This window comes from Paraburkholderia fynbosensis (assembly GCF_902859935.1).
Lineage (GTDB): Bacteria > Pseudomonadota > Gammaproteobacteria > Burkholderiales > Burkholderiaceae > Paraburkholderia > Paraburkholderia fynbosensis.
The window spans coordinates 80,537-100,732 of record NZ_CADIKI010000003.1 but is presented as its reverse complement, the minus strand read 5'-3'; the positions used below and the strand labels follow the sequence as shown (position 1 = coordinate 100,732).

Annotated in this window: 16 protein-coding genes and 1 pseudogene; 6 read left to right on the top strand and 11 right to left on the bottom strand. The window is 60.8% G+C overall.

Annotated elements, in window-relative coordinates; genetic code table 11:
- The first annotated feature begins 2 nt into the window (after positions 1 to 2).
- The gene (locus tag HV770_RS06150; protein ID WP_175158573.1) at positions 3 to 1,193 is read left to right on the top strand and encodes a heme biosynthesis protein HemY; all 1,191 of its coding nucleotides are present in this window, start codon (positions 3 to 5) and stop codon (positions 1,191 to 1,193) included.
- A gap of 163 nt (positions 1,194 to 1,356) precedes the next feature.
- Here HV770_RS06150 and HV770_RS06145 read toward each other — a convergent pair whose 3' ends face one another.
- The 6 genes from HV770_RS06145 to HV770_RS06120 form a co-directional block, all read right to left on the bottom strand.
- Complete coding sequence (locus HV770_RS06145) at positions 1,357 to 1,821, bottom strand: hypothetical protein (protein WP_175158572.1); 465 nt, start codon at positions 1,819 to 1,821, stop codon at positions 1,357 to 1,359.
- Between the two features lie 579 nt (positions 1,822 to 2,400).
- A complete protein-coding gene (locus HV770_RS06140) occupies positions 2,401 to 3,795 on the bottom strand; it encodes a serine hydrolase domain-containing protein (RefSeq protein WP_175158571.1) in 1,395 nt (464 codons plus the stop codon).
- Positions 3,796 to 4,118: 323 nt separating this feature from the next.
- Positions 4,119 to 4,850, bottom strand: a complete 732-nt coding sequence (locus tag HV770_RS06135) for an alpha/beta fold hydrolase (RefSeq protein WP_175158570.1) — start codon at positions 4,848 to 4,850, stop codon at positions 4,119 to 4,121.
- Between the two features lie 259 nt (positions 4,851 to 5,109).
- Positions 5,110 to 6,426, bottom strand: coding sequence for an MFS transporter (locus tag HV770_RS06130; RefSeq protein WP_175158569.1), 1,317 nt, complete (start codon positions 6,424 to 6,426; stop codon positions 5,110 to 5,112).
- A gap of 169 nt (positions 6,427 to 6,595) precedes the next feature.
- The gene (locus HV770_RS06125; RefSeq protein ID WP_121316837.1) at positions 6,596 to 7,354 is read right to left on the bottom strand and encodes an SDR family oxidoreductase; all 759 of its coding nucleotides are present in this window, start codon (positions 7,352 to 7,354) and stop codon (positions 6,596 to 6,598) included.
- A 66-nt stretch (positions 7,355 to 7,420) separates the two neighbouring features.
- A complete protein-coding gene (locus HV770_RS06120) occupies positions 7,421 to 8,860 on the bottom strand; it encodes an aldehyde dehydrogenase family protein (protein WP_175158568.1) in 1,440 nt (479 codons plus the stop codon).
- Between the two features lie 340 nt (positions 8,861 to 9,200).
- On the opposite strand from HV770_RS06120, the gene ppa reads away from it, so the two are divergent.
- Positions 9,201 to 9,728, top strand: a complete 528-nt coding sequence (ppa, locus tag HV770_RS06115) for an inorganic diphosphatase (RefSeq protein ID WP_175158567.1) — start codon at positions 9,201 to 9,203, stop codon at positions 9,726 to 9,728.
- A 203-nt stretch (positions 9,729 to 9,931) separates the two neighbouring features.
- Positions 9,932 to 10,375: a hypothetical protein gene (locus HV770_RS06110; RefSeq protein WP_175158566.1), complete on the top strand. Its 444-nt coding sequence runs from the start codon at positions 9,932 to 9,934 to the stop codon at positions 10,373 to 10,375.
- Positions 10,376 to 10,757: 382 nt separating this feature from the next.
- Here the strand turns inward: HV770_RS06110 and HV770_RS06105 are convergent.
- Positions 10,758 to 10,952: pseudogene (locus HV770_RS06105) on the bottom strand (phosphate ABC transporter substrate-binding protein PstS); the annotation flags it as partial.
- Positions 10,953 to 11,460: 508 nt separating this feature from the next.
- Between HV770_RS06105 and HV770_RS06100 the strand changes: the two are divergent.
- Positions 11,461 to 13,554 carry an FUSC family protein gene (locus HV770_RS06100; RefSeq protein ID WP_175158565.1) on the top strand — a complete coding sequence of 698 codons (2,094 nt, stop codon included), beginning with the start codon at positions 11,461 to 11,463 and terminating at the stop codon, positions 13,552 to 13,554.
- Positions 13,555 to 13,590: 36 nt separating this feature from the next.
- Here HV770_RS06100 and HV770_RS06095 read toward each other — a convergent pair whose 3' ends face one another.
- The gene (locus HV770_RS06095; RefSeq protein ID WP_175158564.1) at positions 13,591 to 13,917 is read right to left on the bottom strand and encodes a GIY-YIG nuclease family protein; all 327 of its coding nucleotides are present in this window, start codon (positions 13,915 to 13,917) and stop codon (positions 13,591 to 13,593) included.
- A gap of 9 nt (positions 13,918 to 13,926) precedes the next feature.
- Positions 13,927 to 15,096, bottom strand: coding sequence for a GNAT family N-acetyltransferase (locus HV770_RS06090; RefSeq protein ID WP_175158563.1), 1,170 nt, complete (start codon positions 15,094 to 15,096; stop codon positions 13,927 to 13,929).
- A 132-nt stretch (positions 15,097 to 15,228) separates the two neighbouring features.
- On the opposite strand from HV770_RS06090, the gene HV770_RS06085 reads away from it, so the two are divergent.
- Both HV770_RS06085 and glnK read left to right on the top strand, forming a co-directional pair.
- Positions 15,229 to 16,917 carry an NAD+ synthase gene (locus tag HV770_RS06085; RefSeq protein WP_175158562.1) on the top strand — a complete coding sequence of 563 codons (1,689 nt, stop codon included), beginning with the start codon at positions 15,229 to 15,231 and terminating at the stop codon, positions 16,915 to 16,917.
- A 136-nt stretch (positions 16,918 to 17,053) separates the two neighbouring features.
- On the top strand, positions 17,054 to 17,392 hold the full coding sequence (glnK, locus tag HV770_RS06080; RefSeq protein WP_006048444.1) for a P-II family nitrogen regulator: 339 nt from the start codon (positions 17,054 to 17,056) through the stop codon (positions 17,390 to 17,392).
- A 255-nt stretch (positions 17,393 to 17,647) separates the two neighbouring features.
- On the opposite strand, the gene HV770_RS06075 is transcribed toward glnK, so the two are convergent.
- Complete coding sequence (locus tag HV770_RS06075) at positions 17,648 to 18,805, bottom strand: porin (protein ID WP_175158561.1); 1,158 nt, start codon at positions 18,803 to 18,805, stop codon at positions 17,648 to 17,650.
- A gap of 589 nt (positions 18,806 to 19,394) precedes the next feature.
- The gene (locus HV770_RS06070) at positions 19,395 to 20,174 is read right to left on the bottom strand and encodes an ABC transporter ATP-binding protein (protein ID WP_175158560.1); all 780 of its coding nucleotides are present in this window, start codon (positions 20,172 to 20,174) and stop codon (positions 19,395 to 19,397) included.
- Between the last annotated feature and the right edge of the window lie 22 nt (positions 20,175 to 20,196).

Sequence of the window (20,196 nt, the reverse complement as noted above, 5' to 3'; positions counted from 1 at the left end):
TCATGGCGATCCGGGGACTTCTATGGCTCGCGTTTCTGTTCGCCATCGCGGTGGTGCTGGCGGTGGCGGGGCGCTTCGACACCGGACAGGTGCTGCTGATCTATCCGCCGTACCGCGTCGACATTTCGTTGAATCTGTTCGTGGTCGGGCTGGTGGTGCTGTTCATCCTGCTGTATGCGCTGTTGCGCATCGTCCGCAATGTCTGGCGCATGCCGCAGCGCGTGGCCGCGTACCGTGCGCGTGCGCGTGTCGCGAAGGCGCACGCCGCGCTGCGTGACGCGATCGGCAACCTGTACGCGGGACGTTTTTCGCGCGCCGAAAAGGCCGCGAAGGATGCGCTCGCGAACGGCGACAACAAGGGCGCGGCCGGTTTGATCGCGGCCACGGCCGCGCATCGGATGCATGAATATGCGCGGCGCGACGAATGGCTCGCGAAGATCGACGAAGCCGACTGGCAGGACGCGCGCCTGATGGCCACCGCCGACATGCGCGCCGACGGCCGCGACGCGGACGGCGCCTTGACCGCGCTGACTGAAATGCAATCGCAGGGCGCGCGGCGCATTCACGCGCAGCAGATCATGTTGCGCGCGCAGCAGCAATTGAAGAACTGGGGCGAAGTGCTCAAGCTCGTCAAGACGCTGGAGAAGCGCGAGGCGATTCATCCGGCGGTGGCGGTGCGTCTGCGTCAACTGGCGGCGGAGAACCTGTTGCGGGACCGGCGTCATAACGCGGATGCGTTGCTGGAGTTGTGGAATTCGCTGTCGGCGACCGAGCGTCATTCGCCGCGTCTTGCGGATCTCGCCGCTGAATTGCTGGTGGCGCTGAACCGGCCGCAGGAAGCGCGCAAGATCGTCGAGGAAGCGCTTGCGCAGAATTGGGATGCGCGATTGTTGCGGCGTTATCCGGATACGACTGGGGGCGATGCGTTGCCGCTGATTCAGAAGGCCGAGGGGTGGCAGAAGGATCGGCCGGAAGATGCGGATTTGATGTTTGCGTTGGGGCGGTTGTGCCTGCATCAGCAGTTGTGGGGGAAGGCGCAGTCGTTCCTTGAGCGGGCGTTGAAGCTGGCCGATAACGAGACGCTGAGGATTCGCTCGCATCGTGCGTTGGCGCGGTTGCATGAGCAGCTTGGGGATAGCGATAAGGCTAGCCAGCATTATCGGGAGAGTGCGTTGGCGATGAATATTGTTTGAGGGGTTGGTGGTGCGTGCGTTTGTGCGTTCGTTCTTGATTTCTGGCGCACTGTTTTAAGCCTCTCGAATCGATGCTCGACACCTCGATGGCCGCAGCTTTTGCTGCGGCCATTTGTTTTTGTGCTGGCTGTTGCCTGTTGTGCGGTTGCCTGATTTTGATCGCTTAGTGCGGGGCAGTGGACGGTTGGTGCAGGGCGGTTGAGGTCAACGTGATCGTGCTTTTCGCGGAGGGCTTTTTGCGGGGCGAAGCGTTGGCTTCTTCGATGGGCGCTTTTGCTCTCTGCGATGCTTCGGCCAGCAACTTCGTCGCATGCTGCGCCGTCATGCGGCTGCGCGGGACGCCCTTCGCGTCGAGTGCAATCACCTGGAACAACTCGCGGTCGCATTCGAGTTCCTGCTGATACTGCTCGGTTGTGTCCAGCAGCAATTCGAGCAGCGTTTGGCGGCGATTTCTTTCGTCGCGCGTAAGGGCAGGATTTCTAACTATTGAGGACGCTAGTGTGATCAAGGTGTTCAGTTGACCCACCTGCCGGTCGCATAAATCGAACGCGGATAGGGCAAGCTTTTCGTACTGGAGTGCGTCGACTGGCGGACGCGAAGCCGGTTGATTTTTGACGGACCTGGGCATGGGGTGATCTCCCTGTTGGTTCTTGGGGTCGCCCGAACACGCGCCTTTTGGGGGAGGGGTGAGCGGGCACGAAGTAGGGTTGACAGACCGGTTACGTCAAGCCGGCGAGCCTTGCGGCTCCCCTACCAAGGCCCGCCCATTGAATATAGACGTGCAGAGGTAGACGCACTCCCGCCTGAGCGGGGTGCGGACGTAACAAACAGGCTGTCAAACCCGGTCGCCGGGTGTTTCCCGACGACTTAGTAATTATAAGGGAGTGGGCCTATCTCGGATTTAGTCTTGCGCCTAAATGTTGGGATTGGCCGATTGGATAAGCGCGACTAATCCACTGGGATGGTTGCTCGGCGCTTTGCCTATTTCTACCGCAATTTCGTAGACGGCTGACTGGAGTTTGTGCCTTCTAGCGCTCCAATCGATACAAGGCCGGGAAGTACTCAGGACGACGCGGAGGACTGAAGTCGACCCACAGCGGTCTTTCGACGGATTCCAGAGCGGACATTCAAACTTCATCTTCGACGGTCGTGCCGGCCGCTGAAGCAGATTCAGCGGAGGGCAGCTAGTTGCGAGAATCGAGACAATTCAAAAATGTATTTGGTCAACTAGCTCGTGTAGGCGCCGTGATAGTTCCAATGCTCCAAGGTCGTAGTTAGACAACACAACTGTAACAAAACCGCCATTCAGTTGAATCTCGAAGTCTGCACTGATGCCCGGAAAACCACCAGCGTGGCCGACCTTTAAGTCGCTCCCCTCACCACACACAAAAAATCCGTACCCATACTGCGCCCCGATGTGATCTCTCCACAGCAAATCACGTGTCTTGCGACTGATCAGGCGATCGGACAAGAGCGACGTGGCGAATCGGTGAAGATCTCGAACGGTTGAGAAACCGCCGCCTGCCGGTCCGCCTTTGGCAACGTGGGTGAATATGTTTTCGCGCCACCCGGACCGATTCTGCGATGTGGGAACATAGCCCATCGCGAGATTTTCGATGGGGTCGTCGATGTCGTAGCAGTCGGTGTCAAACATTCCGCACGGAACAAATATTCGATCGCGAACATAACTAAAGTAGTCCGCACCAGTTACCCGTTCAATAACGGCACCTGCCAGCAACATACCGCTGTTGCTGTATAGAAACTCACTTCCAGGCTCGAACGCAAGGCTGTCGTCTCGAACGAGTACTTTGAAGTCGTCTATGCTGCGGAAAAGGTCGCGGGAAGTCTTGAAAAATGTCTCATTGAAGTAACTTCCCAAGCCAGAGGTATGGGTAAGAAGGTGTCTTATTTTTACCCTACTCGACACGGAGGCAGGAAGCCACTCATCGCTCAGATAATTGTCGAGAGAGTCCTCAAAACTGAGCTGACCGGTTTCTGTCAGCTGCGCGAGCGCAACGGCAGTGAACATCTTGTTCGCGGACCCCAGGTTGAATTTGGTATCCGGACCATTATTGATGTGAAAGCGCTTGTTTGCGTGACCACATGCATATTCGAACAGAACCTCACCCCCGTGCGCGATGAGCACCGCCCCGGAAAACACACCGGCATTGAATCCTTTCACGCAGAGTTCGAGCGCCTGCTCAGCCAAATCCGTCGTGGCCAGTTGTGTCCGAGTTGCGTTTCGCGTGAGAGTTGGCCTCGCGGTCATCTCGAATATGCGTCCTGACCCACCAGATTCCATAATCAATCGAATTTCGTGCCATCCCGCGTACACTCGGTCCTCGACGGTGACCACCACCGTCGAGTTACTCGTATCTTCGGCCACGGACAGTAAGTCCACGCCCTGCGTAATTCGGAAAAGGCCAAGCAACCATTCGAGATCGTTTCGGGCAGGATATTTCTGCGAAGCCGGCGGGGAAACGACGTTTTCATCCAGAAACGCTCGAACTGCAAGGCGGTCGTTTGAGTTAATCGCAGCGAGTAATTCTGTGATTTTCTGCCCGATAGAGTCCGGAGCGGCAGCCTGGGTATTCTTGTCCATTGATTTGCTGTCCCTTAGGCGCGCGCCTGAACGAAATCACAGAAAAATAATGCCATTGGCACGTAAGCAGTTCTTTTCCGAGATAAGAGTCTACACAACGTTTTGAAGAAAAAAATAGCGACGATTGCAATCTTGGCTACACCGCTCGAAGTCGTTCCCGAGCGCTGATAGGTACGGTTTGACAAGGCGCGGCATACGGCGGGTGCGCAACCGCCGCACGAGAACGGCCCTACCACGAGGGAACCGATTGTCGGCGATTCGACCTACATCGATGGACGTCGGCTTTTGGCCGACTGTCGCCCCACGTAATCGCAGCAGCCGAGCTATTCGGCCAAGAATCGCTTGATCGCTGCTGAAAAAGCGACATCGTTGTCGAGCATCATCAGATGACCGCTGTTAGCTAGTGTGTGATCTCCAGCGCATTTTTCCAGTGCCCAGTCTGGTACGTTCCAGTCTTTGCGTGAATGCTCACCGGAAAGCAAATACACCGGATGCCGATCGAAGACCTGTTCGAGTGCCGCGAGGTAGTTATCGTCGCCTGTTGTTGTGACAACCGACTGCCCCATCGCGCGAAGCGTAGACGCCGGCTGGTGAGAAAGCCAGCGGATGGCGATCTCACTCAGATGTGGCGCAGGCGCGATTACGGAACCACTGATCCAGGCTACCGGGTCAGAGCGGAACTTGTTCATCATGGCGCCGGCCTCGTTCGAACTCATTCGACCGACCGACGCCGACCAGAACGCATCGTCCAATGTGAAGTTCCCTTCGACATTGACAACCCTGCGGACGTACTCCGGGTACGTATGGGCGAACAGCATGGCGATCGCACCGCCAACGGAATGACCAACTATGTCGACGGGCTTTCTCCCAAAGCGGGCGTCAACGAAGGCTCGCAGGTGTTCGACCTGGCCGGGGAGCGATATGGCATCTATGGGCGCGGATTGGTGCTCGCCGTAACCGAGCAGATCGGGAGCTGCGTGCGGAGACTCGTAGCTGGCCACATCCAGAGTGCCGATGAAGCCATGAATGAAGACGACTGGCAAGATATTGCTCATGCTAGATGGGAACTCTAGGTGTCGTTCGGCCAGTATCCGCGACCGGACACGGGATGGAGCCGCTGAGGAAAATTGTCACCAATCTTGCCCGCTGTGTCGACCGTCTGGTTGTGGCCGGCTATTGCCTCATGCCATTGGCAGGAGTCGGCCACATCTATCGAAACCACCGTTTGTAGCGATGAAGTAGTCTTTCCTTCGCGCATCAACGCGAAGCCTCAGCGGTAAAATCACCGCCAAGGCCCGCACCTCACCTCACCCTTCACTTATTAACCATCCTCGCCGGCACACTAATCGCAAGCAGCCCCCCCAGCACCATAAACGCCGCCAACATATACATCCCCGAATCATTAGCCTGAGTAGCCTGCTTCAACCACCCCACCGCATAAGGACTAAGAAACCCGGCCAGGTTGCCAATAGAATTAATCATCGCAATCCCAGCCGCCGCCCCCGTCCCCGCGAGAATCGCCGTAGGCAAGCTCCAGAACAACGGCAGAGTAGTGAGAATCCCCATAGTAGCGAGAGTAAGCGACGCCATCGCCAGCACGGTGTTATGCGCCCACACAACAGAAAGCACCAACCCCACAGCCCCCGCAAACGCCGGCAACGCAATATGCCAGCGCCGCTCGCGCTGCCGATCCGCGCTACGCGCAACCAACACCATCGCGACAACAGCCGCCGCAAACGGAATCGCCGACAACAACCCGATCATGAACGCATCGGTCACACCAGTCGCCTTGATAATCGTCGGCAACCAGAAGCTCACCCCATACAAGCCCATCACGAACGAAAAGTACGTGAGGCTGAACATCAACACACGCCCATTCGTGAGCACCTGACGAATCGGCATGTCATGCTTGGTCGCTTCCTCCGTCGACACCTGCCGCTCCAGCAACTGCTTCTCTTCGTTCGTCAACCACTTCGCATTCGCAATCCGATCATCGAGCATCACAAACACCATGATCCCGACGATCACCGAAGGAATCCCTTCGAGCAGAAACAGCCACTGCCAGCCATGCCATCCGTTCATGCCGTTAAAGCTCCTCAGGATGTAGCCCGACACCGGCCCGCCGATCACCCCCGACAGCGCAATCGCCGTCATGAACCACGTCGTCATGCGCCCGCGCCGATGCGCCGGATACCAGTAAGTGAGATACAGGATGATCCCAGGAAAGAACCCCGCTTCGGCCAGCCCTAGCAGAAAGCGCATCACGTAGAACATGGTCGGCGTGGTGACGAACATCGTCAGCATCGAGATCACGCCCCACGACACCATGATCCGCGCAATCCACACCCGCGCGCCCACCTTGTGCAGGATCACGTTGCTCGGAATTTCGAAGATGAAATAGCCGAGGAAGAAAATCCCCGCGCCGAAGCCGTACACCGCATCGCTCAGACCGAGGTCGCTCGTCATCTGCAACTTGGCGAAGCCGACGTTCACGCGGTCGAGATACGCGACCACGTAGCAGAGCATCAGAAGCGGCGCGAGCCGCCAACTGACCTTGCGGTAGGTGGCCTCTTCGAAGGTTGACGGCGCCTCTGCGCCGGGATGCTGAAGCGGATTTGCAGGACTAGCCATGATGTCTCCTCTTTTCTTGTGGAATTGAAGCGCTAACGACTGGGACCGATTCTAGCCGCGCCCGGTGCTTTGCATGACGAATCAATACCGGGGGAAAACACTGACACCCGCGCGGCCACACATGAGCGGCCCGCGCGAACGGACCGGCTCACGTCAGCCCCGCACGCCGTTACACGCAGCGCCCGCCATCCACTTCGAGGCACACGCCGGTAATAAACTCCGCCTCGTCCGACGCCAGATACAGCGCGGCATTCGCAATATCCTGCGGCGTCGAAAATCTTCCGAGCGGAATGCCCGCGAGAAAACGCTGCCGGTTTTGCGGTGTATCTTCGACGCCCATGAACTCGGAGAGCAGCGCCGTTTCGCCGATCACCGGATTCACGCAGTTCACGCGAATCCGGTCCGGGCCGAGTTCGACCGCAAGCGACTTGCTCGCGATGATCACCGCGCCCTTGCTGCCGTTGTACCAGACGAGCCCCGGCCTCGGCCGCACGCCGGCCGTCGACGCAATGTTGATGAAGCAGCCGCCGCCTTGCTCGCGGAAATACGGCACGAACGCCTGCACGCTCCAGTAGATGCTTTTGACGTTCACCGCGTAGACGCGATCGAACTCGGCTTCGGTCACTTCGAGCACCGGCTTGTTGCGATGCGTGGTCCCCGCGTTGTTGACGACGATCTGCACGCTGCCGAAATCTTCGAGCGCGGCCTCGCGCAGTGTGCGCCAGTCGTCTTGCTGGGCGACGTTGCCCGCCACCGCGATGGCCTTGCCGCCGGCCAGCGCGATTTCGCTCGCCACACGCTCGGCGGCCGCGCCGTTCAGATCGTTGACCACGACGTTCGCGCCTTCGCGCGCGTAGGTCTTCGCGATGCCTTCACCGAAACCCGAGCCGCCACCCGTGACGATGGCCGTTTTACCTGTCAACCGCATGATGTCTCCGTTGCTTGTTGTGGATGGTGTTGCTGTCTGCGTGAATCGAATCGAATCGGGATGCCCCTAGCCGTGCCGGATCGCGATGGTCTTCAGCACGGTAAAGCCGTATAGCGCCTCGAAGCCTTTCTCGCGTCCATGCCCCGAATGCCTGACGCCGCCGAACGGCAATTCGACACCGCCGCCCGCGCCATAGTTGTTGATGAACACCTGGCCGGAGCGCACGCGTCGCGCGAGTCGCATCTGGCGTGCGCCGTCGCGGGTCCAGATGCCGGCGACAAGTCCGTATTGCGTGCCGTTGGCGAGCGCGAGCGCTTCGTCTTCGTCGCTGAAGGACATGGCGGCGAGCACCGGGCCGAACACTTCGTCGCGGGCGAGGCAGTGGCTCGCGGGCACGTCGCGCAGCAGCGTGGGCGCCTGATAGAAGCCGCTTTCCGGCGCCTCGGGAATCACCTCGCCATGCGCGGCCATCGTGATGCCGTCGTGCTGCGCATCGGAGAGGAAGTCCCACACGCGCTGCTGCTGCTTTGCGTTGATCAGCGGACCGCAGTCGAGATCGGCCTGTGAAGGGCCGACGCGCAGCGCGTTGAATGCGCCGCTCAAGCGGTCGAGCAGAGGTTCGTAAATCGCTCGGTCGATCAGCACGCGGCTGCCCGCCGAACAGGTTTGCCCGGCGTTCTGCACGATCGCCGCGACCAGCACGGGCAGCGCCGCGTCGAGGTCGGCGTCGGCGAAAACGATTTGCGGCGACTTGCCGCCGAGTTCCAGCGTGACGGGCACGTGGTTTTCGGCGGCCATTTGCGTGACGAGCTTGCCGGTTTCCGGCGACCCGGTGAACGAAATGTGATCGATGCCCGCATGGCCCGCGAGCGCGGCGCCCGCTTCGTGCCCATAGCCCGTGACGATGTTCAGCGCGCCGGCCGGCAAGCCCGCCTCGGCGGCCAGTTCGGCGACGCGCAGCACGGACAGGCACGCGTCCTCGGCCGGTTTGACGACGCACGCGTTGCCGGTGGCGAGCGCCGCGCCGACGCTGCGCCCGAAAATCTGCATCGGGTAATTCCACGGCACGATGTGGCCGGTCACGCCGTGCGGCTCGCGGATCGTCAGTACCGTGTAGCCGTTCTGATAAGGCAGCGTTTCGCCGTGCAGCTTGTCGGCGGCGCCCGCGTAGAACTCGAAATAGCGGGCGAGGGCGGCCGAATCGGCGCGCGCCTGCTTGAGCGGCTTGCCGGTGTCGCGTGCTTCGAGTTGCGCCAGTTCTTCCTGGCGGGCGGCCACCAGCATCGACAGCCGGTACAGCACGCGTCCGCGTTCGGCCGCGCTCGCCGCGCCCCACGCCCCTTCGAAGGCGCGGCGGGCGGCGTGCACGGCAGTGTCGATATCGGCCGCGTTGCCGCGCGCGATGCGCGTGAACGGCTGGCCGTCCGAGGGATCGAGCACGGCGATCGTGTCGCCGCCGGATGCGGCGGCCCACTCGCCGCCGATGAAGTGTCGGGCTTCTTCCATGCATGCTCCTTGATGTTTCGCGCGAGCCGTGTCCGGCGACGCGGTGTTCACAAACGAGAGATACAAGTGAGGCACAAGCGAGAGACGCAAACGGGTGACGCAAACGGGTGACGCGAACCGGTGACGCAAATGATCGAAGCGAACGGGAGACGCAGAACGATTATCGCGCCGATCCCCGGCCAGGTGGCAACGCCCGAGCGGCTATAATGGCGCATTCCGCACTGTTCGGTGCGCAATGCCGCTCGACGCAAGGTCCGCACGAGATTCACGCAGGACCTGCAAACTCGAGCCTGCGCGCCGCACGCCGTGTCCCGACTTCCATCCTGATCAGAGAGCGCTCATGAGCTTCAATCACGTCCCCGCAGGCAAAGACCTTCCGCACGATTTCAACGTCATCATCGAAATCCCGGCGCAAAGCGATCCGGTGAAGTACGAGGCCGACAAGGAAACGGGCCTGCTTCACGTCGACCGCTTCATCGGCACCGGCATGCGCTATCCGGCGAACTACGGTTACATTCCGCAAACCCTTTCGGGCGACGGCGACCCGGTCGACGTGCTCGTCATCACGCCGTTCCCGCTGCTGGCAGGCTCGGTGGTGCGCGCCCGCGCGCTCGGCATGCTGCAGATGACCGACGAATCGGGCGTGGACGCGAAGCTGGTCGCCGTCGCGCACGACAAGGTCTGCCCGATGACCGCCGACCTCAGGTCGATCGACGACGTCCCGGCGTACCTGAAAGACCAGATCAAGCACTTCTTCGAGCAATACAAGGCGCTGGAGAAGGGCAAGTGGGTGAAGGTCGACGGCTGGGCAGGCATCGAAGCCGCCCATAAGGAAATCAGCGAAGGCGTTGCGAACTTCTCGAAGTAAAGTCGGCCATCAGAAAACTTGCTTTGCTCACAGAACGCTCCTTCGGGAGCGTTTTTTTTTGCCTTTGATTTCCCGCGGCTTTAGTTTTGCGCTCCGGTTTTGATTGAGGGTCGTGTCCACACGGCGACCCGACCTGACACAAAGCAGGTTATCCCTCAGAAACCGTATATACTGTTTATACCGAATATCAACGGAAGATGAGCATGAGCGAACCCACCATTAAAAAAGCAACCAAGAAAGCATTTCATTTCCCCAAGGCCGCCGATAGCACTACTGCAGTCGAGGACAATGCGGTAACGGCAGCGCCGAAGGTGAGCGCACCGAAAAACGCGGCAACGGTCAAAAAATCGTCGAAGACCAAGCCCAGCGCGACAGTGAAGACCAAGCCGTCCAAAGCCAATGCTGAGGTCAAAGCCAAGCGGGCGAAAAAGGATAAGGTCGTACGCGACAGCTTCACCATGCCCCAGTCCGACTACGAGAAAATCGCAGCGCTTAAGCTCAAGTGCCTGGCGGCGGGCGTTTCAATCAAGAAGAGCGAACTCTTGCGCGCGGGCCTGCTGATGCTCGAATCGGCGGCACCCAAGCGACTGCTGGCCGCCGTAGCCGCAGTGGAGCAAGTCAAGACCGGGCGGCCAGCAAAATCCTGAGCCGGCTGAGTGCGACTGTCGTCATCGGTCGTCGCACTCGCCTCACTCGTCGCAGGACATGAGTCGCGTAGAAGCGGCTCGCCTGCGAGGAGCGGGCATGTTTAAGGGCTTGTCGAATGCTACGAGCCTCGCTTGCCGTGACCGTTCACGACGCCACCTACGGGATAGCGATCTTCGAATGTCTGTCAAGGAAAATCACTGCGCGGTGATTGCCTTGCCCGACGCGCTCCTGATCTTGATGCGTAGTTGAGCACGGACCTCGTCGACGACAGCTGCGGGAAGTGGAACGTAGTCCAGATCCTCCGCGGCCTGTTGACCGTTCGTGAGTGCCCAGTCAAAAATTTCAACGTTTCATGGCGACATAGGACATGTGGTTTCGACCTGACTGGCAGACGATCTGCCTGACACCGTCCGTTGAGCCGATACCGCGATAGCTCACCTTGCCGCCGCCCGTGCCCACATAAGCGCCTGCCCATTTGGTGTAGATGGGCGCGGCGAAAGTGCTGCCTGCACCGCTAATGTCAGCGGCTCGGGTTGAATTGACGAATAGGGCGCCTGCCAGACCAACCGTCAGCATCAGCGCATGTCTCACGAAAACCTCACTTGAATTGTTATGGAAGCCCGTTAGGTGAAGCTCGCCGTATAGGGCACGGCGAAAAAACATTATGGTTTGTCTGGCGGTCGTTCGTTGCTTCGAGCGTCGGCGTCGTCTGTCGAGTATCACCGACCTATTGCTGAACACTAGACGTTGCTCCGCGGATTTTTAAAGCAAGACGCCACAATCCAAGCGGAGTCCATTAAAGACGATGACGCAGCAAGGCAAGTGAATGCTCTACCCCCAAGCGTCAACGAGCCCTCGGCTCATCCCGCCACACGATGATCCAATCAGGCAGATGGACCCTGACGGCATGGCCGAGCGTATAGACGCAGTGCATCGCGGGGATGAGGCGAAGGCATTTTCATATTTAGGTGTTAACCCGTAACATTGACCACCTTCCGAGCGCAGTTGCGCTCGGCTGGATCGAAGCGCGGACCTCGCGCCAAACGCAACGCTTGATGAGCGTTTTCAGGAGCACATCGTCCGGATGATGAACCGCAAGTCCCACCCGTCGTCGCCACGCTGGTCGAGCCGGCTGTATGCGATCGTCACTGCGATCTATCGCAAGCGGCCGGTCTGGATGGTGTCGTTCGCAACGAGCGAGGCCAGTCTGTCGGAAGGCTTGAGAGCAGCGTGCGCCTCCACGGCGATGCTGGCGGTGGGCAACCTGCTGCACGATCCGGTCTTCGCGTGGGCCGCGATCGGCGCCTTCTGGACCTGTCTCGCCGACGCCGCCGGTTCCAACCGTGCGCGCTTTGCATCGATGATGGGTTTCGCGTTGCTGTCGACCTTGTGCGGCGGCCTCACCTCGTTCGCCTCCGGCGCCGGGGCGCAGTTCGCGGCGCTCGCGGTGCTCGTGTTCACGACGCTCGGCGCGTTCGGCCGCATCTGGGGCGCGGCGACCTCGCAGGTGACGATTCTCGCCGCGACCGCCTGCGTGGTGATGGTTGACCGGCCGGTGCACGACGTGCGCGCCGGCATCGCGTTTCTCGGCGTCTACCTGGTCGGCTGCCTGTTTGCCGTCGCGCTCAGTTTGAGCGTGTGGCGCATTCATCCCTTCGGCACGAGCCGTTCGACGCTGCGCGCCGTGTATCTGCGGCTCGCCGACATCGCGTTCGACAGCGCGCGTTTGCTGGAGCACCGCGCGCCGCCGCGCGACTGGGCCACGCATGCCGCGAAATTCCGCGCCGATGCGCGCGCCGCGCTGGAGCGCTCGCGCGAGGCGCTGGCAAAGGTGCCCGCGTCGCGCACGAACGGCCGGCCGGTCTACGACACGCTGCTCGGCTTGCTGACCGATGGGGAAGCGCTGTTCGCATATCTGATCGCCGTGTCCGGCGCGAGTGAGAAAGTCCCCGACGACGCCTGGCGCGCGAAGCGCGCAGCCCGCCTGTTGAGCGCGCTCGGCGAGGTGTTGCGCGCCATCGCCGCAGCGGCCAATGACGCGCGCTGGGAGCGTCTCGCGAATTTGCAGGCGCGCTTGCGCCGTCTTGCGACGCGCCTCGAAAGCGCGCTGATGGAACCCGTGAAGTTGCAGTCCGATTTCGAGCTGGTCGATTTCGCGCCGCGCGATGCAAAGCCCGAACGGTGGACCGAGGGCGCGACCCGTCTCGCGGCGCGCACGTGGGCGACGTTCAAGGCCAATCTGTCGAGTGAGTCTGTCGGCTTGCGGCACGCGGCGCGCGTCGGTGTGACGACCACGACGGGTTTTCTGGTGATCCGCGCGCTCGGCCTGCCGTTCGGCTACTGGGCCACGATGGCGACGCTGCTGATCCTGCAACCGTCGATTGCCGCGACGTGGCCGCGCAGCATCGAGCGCGCGGCGGGCAGCATTGTCGGCGGCGTGCTGGCGGCGGCTATCGGCTACGCGATTCATTCGCCGCTCGGTATATCGCTCGCGGTCTTTCCGCTGGTGATGGCGACCATGGCATTGCGGCCCGTCAGCTACAGCCTCTTCGTGCTGTTTCTCACGCCGACCTTCGTGCTCGTCGCCGACTTCGCGACGCCGGGCGCCAACGAATTCTCATTCGCGCTCACGCGGCTCGGCAATAACGTGCTCGGCTGCGTGCTCGCGCTGCTCGCGACTTTTTATCTGTGGCCGACGCGTGAAAAGGCCGACTACCGTGCCTATCTGGGCGAGGCGGTGCGTGCGAATGTGGCGTATCTGCGTGCCGCGCTGGAGTCGCCACATCGCAGCGCGAAGGACATGGAGCGTTTGCGCCGCGCCGCCGGTCTCGGCAGCAATAACGCCGAAGAAGCGATCGGACGGATTCGCCTCGAAAAACTCGAAGATACGATGGTCGATACGGTGACGCTGACGGTCCTCAGCCTGTTGCGCAGAATGGCCGGCACCGCGACACAGTTGCGTCTGAGCACGAACCGGCGCGACCGGCACGATGGACTTGAAGAATGGGTCGCGCAGGTGAGCGCCGATATCGATGCGGCGTTAAACCGGACCTTGCGGCCGGTTCGACATGAGCTTCCCGCGCGGGACACGTTGACGTCGCTCGAAGCCGATGCGGTGGGCGAGCTCGCGCGGATGCAGCGATTGTTGACCGAGAGGATGCGGGAGGCGAGGGGGTAGTGGGTGAGGGCGCCGCAATACGTCGAATCAGCGTCATCACGCGGCGTCGCTTTCCTCACGTGTCGCTTCAGTCTCTTCAGCGGTCGGCTCCGCCACCGGCATCACCGATTCGATCGTCCGCAACCCCGCCGCCAGCGCGCGCTTATCGACTGCCGGCAAGCGCTTGACCCAATACTCCGCCCGCGATGCGCTCGAGCGGTCCGCGAGTTCGAACGACGCCAGCACCCGCACCGGTTTTCGCGAGCGCGTATAACGCGCGCCCATGCCGCTCATGTGCTTGTCGAAACGCGCCTGCACATCGACGGCGATGCCGGTATAGACGCTGCCGTCCGAGCATTCGAGCAGATAAAGAAACCACGCCATAAACGCGCTTTACCCTTTGAACGGATTGTGTTCGCGCAGCTCATCCACGTAGGCGTGGATGCTGTTCTTTTCGTTGTCGAGGAAATGGCCGACCGCATCGGCGAAGGCCGGATGCGCGAGCCAATGCGCGGAACGCGTCACCGTGGGCAGGAAACCGCGCGCCATCTTGTGTTCGCCTTGCGCGCCGCCTTCGAACGCGCCGAGCTTCTCCTCGATGCAAAATTCAAGCGGCTGGTAGTACGCCGTTTCGAAGTGCAGACACGGCACGTGTTCCAACGCGCCCCAGTAGCGGCCATACAAGGTGCCGCCAGTTGCCGCGTCGCGTTGATACACCACGAGCGAACTCGCAATCGGCTTGCCTGCGTATTCGGCGATCACGAGCAGCAGATTCTCCGGCATCGTCGCGCCGATCATGCGGAAGAAATCGAGGTTCAGATACGGACTCGAAAAATGCTCGCGGTACGTCTGCCGATAGCACTTGCTGAAGAAACGCCAGTCGGCGTCCTGGATGTCCTCGCCGCGAATCCGGCGCATCGTCACACCCGCCTCGTGAACCTTGCGGCGCTCGGCGCGAATGTTCTTGCGCTTTTTCTGTTCGAGCGTCGAGAGGAAATCGTCGAAGTCGCGATAGCCGTCGTTGAGCCAATGAAACTGCACGCCTTCGCGCTGCATCATGCCCATGCCGGTCAGCGCGTTCGCTTCGGTCTCGGTCGGAAACAGCACGTGCAGCGACGACACGTCGGCCTGCTCCGCGAACGCCATCAGCGTGGCCGCGAGATGCCGCAATGCGTGCGCATCCGTCGATAGCAAGCGGTTGCCCTGCACCGGCGTGAACGGCACCGCGCACAGCAGCTTCGGGTAATACGGCAAGCCATTGCGCTTGTACGCGTCGGCCCATGCCCAATCGAACACATACTCGCCGTACGAGTGCCCCTTCAGATACACCGGCGCGGCCGCCGCGAGCTTGCCCGTGCGGGCGTCGGTCAGGGTGACGAATTGCGGCGCCCAACCGGTATCGGCGACCGCGCATTGGGTCGCATGCAGCGCGCTCAGAAACTCGTGCCGCAGAAACGGCGTGGGTTGCGACTGCTGCGCGAGGAGGGCATTCCATTCGGCGGCGTCCACCTCGGAGGGCGACGCCAGAATGCCCGTGCGATAATCGAAGCGTTCCTGGTTCAATCTGTGTGACTGTTCCCAATGAGCGGCGCGGTGTCGTGATGACCGCGTCGTTTGTTTATCCGATTTGTCCGTTCCGTCGAGCCAACCAGCCGCGGTACTCGCAAGCCACCTGGCTTGCCTGTCGATCCTGCCATGAAGACCCGAATCGCTCTTGCTCAAATCAATGTCACTGTCGGCGACTTCGCCGGCAACGTCGCCAAGATTGTCGCAGCCGCACGCGCGGCGCACAACGATGGTGCGAAGCTGCTGATCGCGCCTGAACTCGCGCTATCCGGCTATCCGCCCGAAGATCTGTTGCTGCGTCCCGCGTTTTATACCGCGAGCGCGGCGGCGTTGGCCGATCTCGCCGTGCAACTCAAACCGTTCAGCGGCTTGCATGTGATCGTCGGCCATCCTTCACGCGACGCAGCGCACGGCCATGGTAATGCAAACGCGCCGATCGAGCGCGGCGTGCCGCCGGTCGATACGTTCAACGCGGCGTCGCTGATCGTCGACGGCGAAGTGAAGGGCACCTACCGCAAGCAGGATTTGCCCAATACCGAAGTGTTCGACGAGAAGCGCTACTTCGCGTCCGACCCGCAGCCGTTCGTGTTCGATCTCGACGGCGTGAAGTACGGGGTGGTGATCTGTGAAGACGCGTGGCATGCATCGGCCGCGCAGATGGCGAAGGCGGCGGGCGCGCAAGTGTTGCTGATTCCGAACGGCTCGCCGTATCACCTGAACAAGGAAGCGGTGCGCTTCGACATTCTGCGTGCGCGGATTCGCGAAACCGGCCTGCCGATGGTCTACGTGAATATGGTCGGCGCGCAGGACGAGCTGGTGTTCGACGGCGGTTCGTTCGTGCTGGATGCGCAAGGCGCGTTGATCGCGAAGATGGCGCAGTTCGAGGAAGCGACCGCGATCGTCGAATTTGACAACGGTGTGCCGGTGCCTGGCGCGATCGCCGCGGAGCAGTCGCTCGAAGCGCAGGTGTATGCGGCGCTCGTGATGGGCGTGCGTGACTACATCAACAAGAACGGTTTTCCTGGCGCGTTGATCGGCTTGTCCGGCGGGGTGGATTCGGCGCTGGTGCTGGCCGTGGCGTGCGACGCGCTCGGCGCCGATCGCGTGCGCGCGGTGATGATGCCCTCGCGCTATACAGCCGACATCTCGACCACCGACGCCGCCGACATGGCCCGCCGTGTCGGCGTGCGCTACGACGAAATCGCGATTGCGCCGATGTTCGACGCGTTCCGCGGCTCGCTCGCGGAGGAATTCGCGGGCCGCGCTGAAGACGCCACCGAAGAGAACATTCAGGCGCGCATTCGCGGCACGTTGCTGATGGCGCTGTCGAACAAGTTCGGCTCGATCGTGCTGACCACGGGCAACAAGAGCGAGATGGCGGTCGGTTACTGCACGTTGTACGGCGACATGGCCGGTGGCTTCGCGGTCATCAAGGACATCGCCAAGACGCTCGTGTACCGCCTGTGCCGCTATCGCAACGAAGCGACGACGTTCGAGAAGCGCGATGTAATTCCCGAACGGATTCTGACGCGTGCGCCGTCGGCGGAACTGCGCGAAAACCAGACCGATCAGGACAGCCTGCCCGAATACGAAGTGCTCGACGCGATCATGCGCATGTACATGGAGGAGGATCGCTCGCTCGCTGAAATCATCGCCGCGGGCTATGCGGCCGACGACGTGAAACGCGTCACGCGCCTGATCAAGGTCAACGAGTACAAGCGCCGTCAGGCGCCGATCGGCATTCGCGTCACGCATCGCGCGTTTGGCCGCGACTGGCGCTATCCGATCACCTCACGCTATACCGAGCCGGTAGAGTGAGACGCGGCGCAGCACTGCTGCCGCACGCGAAGCAAATCCGAAGCACGCGCCGGAATGCCGCAATGCATCCGGCGCGGCGTAGAATAAAAATCACCCATTTCCCTTTCACTCTTCCAGTCACGAGACGAGGTCCGCCATGAAGCGCATCACTGCAGTCATCAAACCGTTCAAACTCGACGAAGTGCGCGAGGCGCTCGCTGAAGTCGGCCTCACCGGGCTGACCGTGACCGAGGTCAAGGGCTTCGGCCGGCAGAAAGGCCATACCGAGCTCTATCGTGGTGCAGAGTACGTGGTCGATTTTCTGCCGAAGGTGAAGATCGAAGTGGTGGTTGCGGACAATCAGTGCGACCAGGTCATCGACGCGATCATCGGCGCGGCGCGCACCGGCAAGATCGGCGACGGCAAGATTTTCGTCGCGGATGTGGAGCGCGTGATCCGTATCCGTACCGGCGAAGAAAACGAAGCGGCGGTCTGAGGCGAGCGTGCGGCTTCGCAAAATCGCCGTATCGAAGAACAAGGTAGCAAACGCCGGTCTTGCCCTCTCTGATCCACGCACGCACCGAGCCGGTGCGTCGGGACCACGGCAAAACCGCGCGCACAAATAAAAAACGGTGCAATACCCTTGCGGATATTGCACCGATACGCGCCTCTCGCAGCAGCGTGAAAAAGATTCTCTTGAAGAAGTCTTGAATGCGCCCCGAAGGAAATTCTTTCGGGGCGCTTCGTTCGTTTAGAACGAGTGTTGAATACCTGCGTACACGCCGGATTGCGCGCGACCTTGCAGCGGGTTGTCCGTCGAAGCGGCGTAACCTGCGTTGTTCGCGTTCAGACCGAAGTTGGCTGCACGGCTGTTTTGCACCGTTGCCACCTGCAGATCCAGCAGCGTGCGCTTGGACAGGTTGTACGAGCCGCCGACCGTGTAGATCGTCGCATTGCCTGCGCCATTGTTGCCGTTCACGTGGTAGACCGCTGCAATCAGCGCTGCAGCCGGCGTTGCTTGCCACGTCACACCGCCCCATTCATGATCGAGCGTGGTCGGCTGCCCCGGCAGTACGCCGGTTGCACCTGCCGAACGGACAGCTTGGTAAGCCGCCTGAATCTTGAACTGGCCGAGGAAAACGTTTACGAGCGCCGAGTATTCACGCGATGCCGAGAAAACGCCGTTACCCGTATTAGCCGTATTGATGCCATTGTTGGCAACTGCGCCGCCCCACAGACCGCCTGTAGTCGGGTTGCGGATTTCGTCGTAAATACCGCGGACCTGGAACAGCGAGTTCGTGTACGTGACCTGTGCGCCGGCTTCGCGACCTTGTGCGGTCGTGCCGTTGCCGTTCCATGCCGTTGCGTTCGACAGAGCGTATTGACCGTAGAAGTCAAAGCCTGCGATCTTCGGCGACTGGTACGCGAAGTTGTTGCTCGATTGCGGCCAGTTGCGGCCACGCACCAGCGATGCCGACGACCAGTTCGACTGACCGAACGGGTCGAAGTCCCACACGCCGTTCGAGATGAAGAGCATGCGGCCCATCGTGAACGTACCGTACTGGTCGTTCGCCAGGCCGACGGTTGCCCAACGATTGAAGAGACCGCCGCCGCCAGGACCCGCGCCCGTCATCGTGTTAAACGAGCCTTCCAATTGGAACAGGACCTTGTTGCCGCCACCGATGTCCTCAACGCCCTTCAAGCCCCACAGGCTGGTACCCCAGTCGCCGCTTTCAGCTTTCCAGCGGTTCGTTTTGCCATTGGCCGCGCCATTGGCGTTCGCACCGGTCGGAACACCCGACATGTATTCGATGCCCGCATCAAGGCGGCCATACAGCGTGACGCTGCTTTGAGCGTGTGCGACAACCCCGGCCGACATCAGCGCAGCGGCGAGCAAAGCTTTCTTCATCTTCTCCTCCATACCCTGTCAAAAAATGAAACCCAGTACTGCGAATGGTGTTCGGACACGAGCCGTGCCGAACAGAAATCGGTGGTACCAGGGAGATTAGCGGGTGGATTGGGTCTCCTGCCGTGACGTGTAGCCTTCGGGCTATCTGCTCGTCATGCCGATCCCTCGCCGACCGGTTCTCCTCTGTGCTTTGAAGTGAAACTACTTTTAATCAACTTTGTTTTGCTACTTTGGTTACTAATTTAGCAAAAATACCCTGGAGTGGGAGAAGAAATTAGTACCGGCATTTGGTGGTGTCTCCAAATTGCAATAAGAATGTGTGCAATGACTCGTTGCGTAGGCTGGGAAAAGCGTGCAAACCCTTATCCGGCAAGGGAATCATGGTTCGGCGGGGGCAAGATTAAGGATTGCCACTATTGACGATTTTAAAGTGGCAGAGTAGGGCGGTCTGACGAGGGGCGAGGCCCGCCCGGAGCGGGTTTCGCGGCCCCTAGGGCAAATATGCGCGGAGAAAAGCAAAAAAAGGCGCTCGTAAGCGCCTTGTAATACTAATGCGGTTAAAGCCCAAGTATCGGGCTTTGAGCGGTCATTATTTGAGACTTCCGGAAAGGAACTGTTTGAGGCGTTCGCTTTTCGTGTTTTTGAATACCTCGTCGGGATGGCCTTCTTCTTCGACGCGGCCCTGATGCAAAAACATCACGTGATTCGACACGTTGCGCGCGAATGCCATTTCATGGGTGACGACGATCATCGTACGGCCTTCTTCGGCGAGCGTCTGCATGACCTTCAAAACTTCGCCCACCAGTTCCGGGTCGAGCGCCGAGGTGGGTTCGTCGAACAGCATCACGTCGGGATGCATCGCCAGTGCGCGCGCGATCGCGACACGCTGCTGCTGGCCGCCCGACAGATGCGACGGATACTGTTTTTCCAGACGCGGCGCGAGGCCGACCTTCTCCAGATACTCGCGGGCGCGCTCTTCGGCGTCCTTGCGCTTTAAGCCCAGCACATTGACCGGCGCCTCGATGATGTTCTCGAGCACGTTCATGTGCGACCACAGGTTGAAGTGCTGGAACACCATCGACAGCTTGGTGCGCACGCGCTGCAGCTGCTTCGGGTCCGACACGCGCAGCGCGCCGGCCTTGCCGATCTGCGTACGCACTTCCTCGCCGTCGACGAAGATGCGCCCCGAGTTCGGCTGTTCGAGAAAGTTGATGCAGCGGAGCATCGTGCTCTTGCCCGAGCCGGACGAGCCGATCACGCTGATCACGTCGCCGGCGTTGGCCTTGAGCGACACGCCTTTGAGAACTTCGTTATCGCCGTACTGCTTGTGAAGCTCGTCGACGAAGAGCTTTTGCTTCTTGGTGTTCATCAGGATCCTTGACGAGCTTACT

Excerpts from the sequence above, each read along its gene's own strand:
- HV770_RS06085 (WP_175158562.1), top strand. The coding sequence starts at position 15,229 with ATGAAGACCCGAATCGCTCTTGCTCAAATCAATGTCACTGTCGGCGAC.
- HV770_RS06110 (WP_175158566.1), top strand. The coding sequence starts at position 9,932 with ATGAGCGAACCCACCATTAAAAAAGCAACCAAGAAAGCATTTCATTTC.
- HV770_RS06145 (WP_175158572.1), bottom strand. The coding sequence starts at position 1,821 with ATGCCCAGGTCCGTCAAAAATCAACCGGCTTCGCGTCCGCCAGTCGAC.
- glnK (WP_006048444.1), top strand. The coding sequence starts at position 17,054 with ATGAAGCGCATCACTGCAGTCATCAAACCGTTCAAACTCGACGAAGTG.
- ppa (WP_175158567.1), top strand. The coding sequence starts at position 9,201 with ATGAGCTTCAATCACGTCCCCGCAGGCAAAGACCTTCCGCACGATTTC.
- HV770_RS06135 (WP_175158570.1), bottom strand. The coding sequence starts at position 4,850 with ATGAGCAATATCTTGCCAGTCGTCTTCATTCATGGCTTCATCGGCACT.
- HV770_RS06120 (WP_175158568.1), bottom strand. The coding sequence starts at position 8,860 with ATGGAAGAAGCCCGACACTTCATCGGCGGCGAGTGGGCCGCCGCATCC.
- HV770_RS06125 (WP_121316837.1), bottom strand. The coding sequence starts at position 7,354 with ATGCGGTTGACAGGTAAAACGGCCATCGTCACGGGTGGCGGCTCGGGT.
- HV770_RS06140 (WP_175158571.1), bottom strand. The coding sequence starts at position 3,795 with ATGGACAAGAATACCCAGGCTGCCGCTCCGGACTCTATCGGGCAGAAA.
- HV770_RS06070 (WP_175158560.1), bottom strand. The coding sequence starts at position 20,174 with ATGAACACCAAGAAGCAAAAGCTCTTCGTCGACGAGCTTCACAAGCAG.
- HV770_RS06075 (WP_175158561.1), bottom strand. The coding sequence starts at position 18,805 with ATGAAGAAAGCTTTGCTCGCCGCTGCGCTGATGTCGGCCGGGGTTGTC.
- HV770_RS06095 (WP_175158564.1), bottom strand. The coding sequence starts at position 13,917 with ATGGCGTGGTTTCTTTATCTGCTCGAATGCTCGGACGGCAGCGTCTAT.
- HV770_RS06100 (WP_175158565.1), top strand. The coding sequence starts at position 11,461 with ATGATGAACCGCAAGTCCCACCCGTCGTCGCCACGCTGGTCGAGCCGG.
- HV770_RS06130 (WP_175158569.1), bottom strand. The coding sequence starts at position 6,426 with ATGGCTAGTCCTGCAAATCCGCTTCAGCATCCCGGCGCAGAGGCGCCG.
- HV770_RS06150 (WP_175158573.1), top strand. The coding sequence starts at position 3 with ATGGCGATCCGGGGACTTCTATGGCTCGCGTTTCTGTTCGCCATCGCG.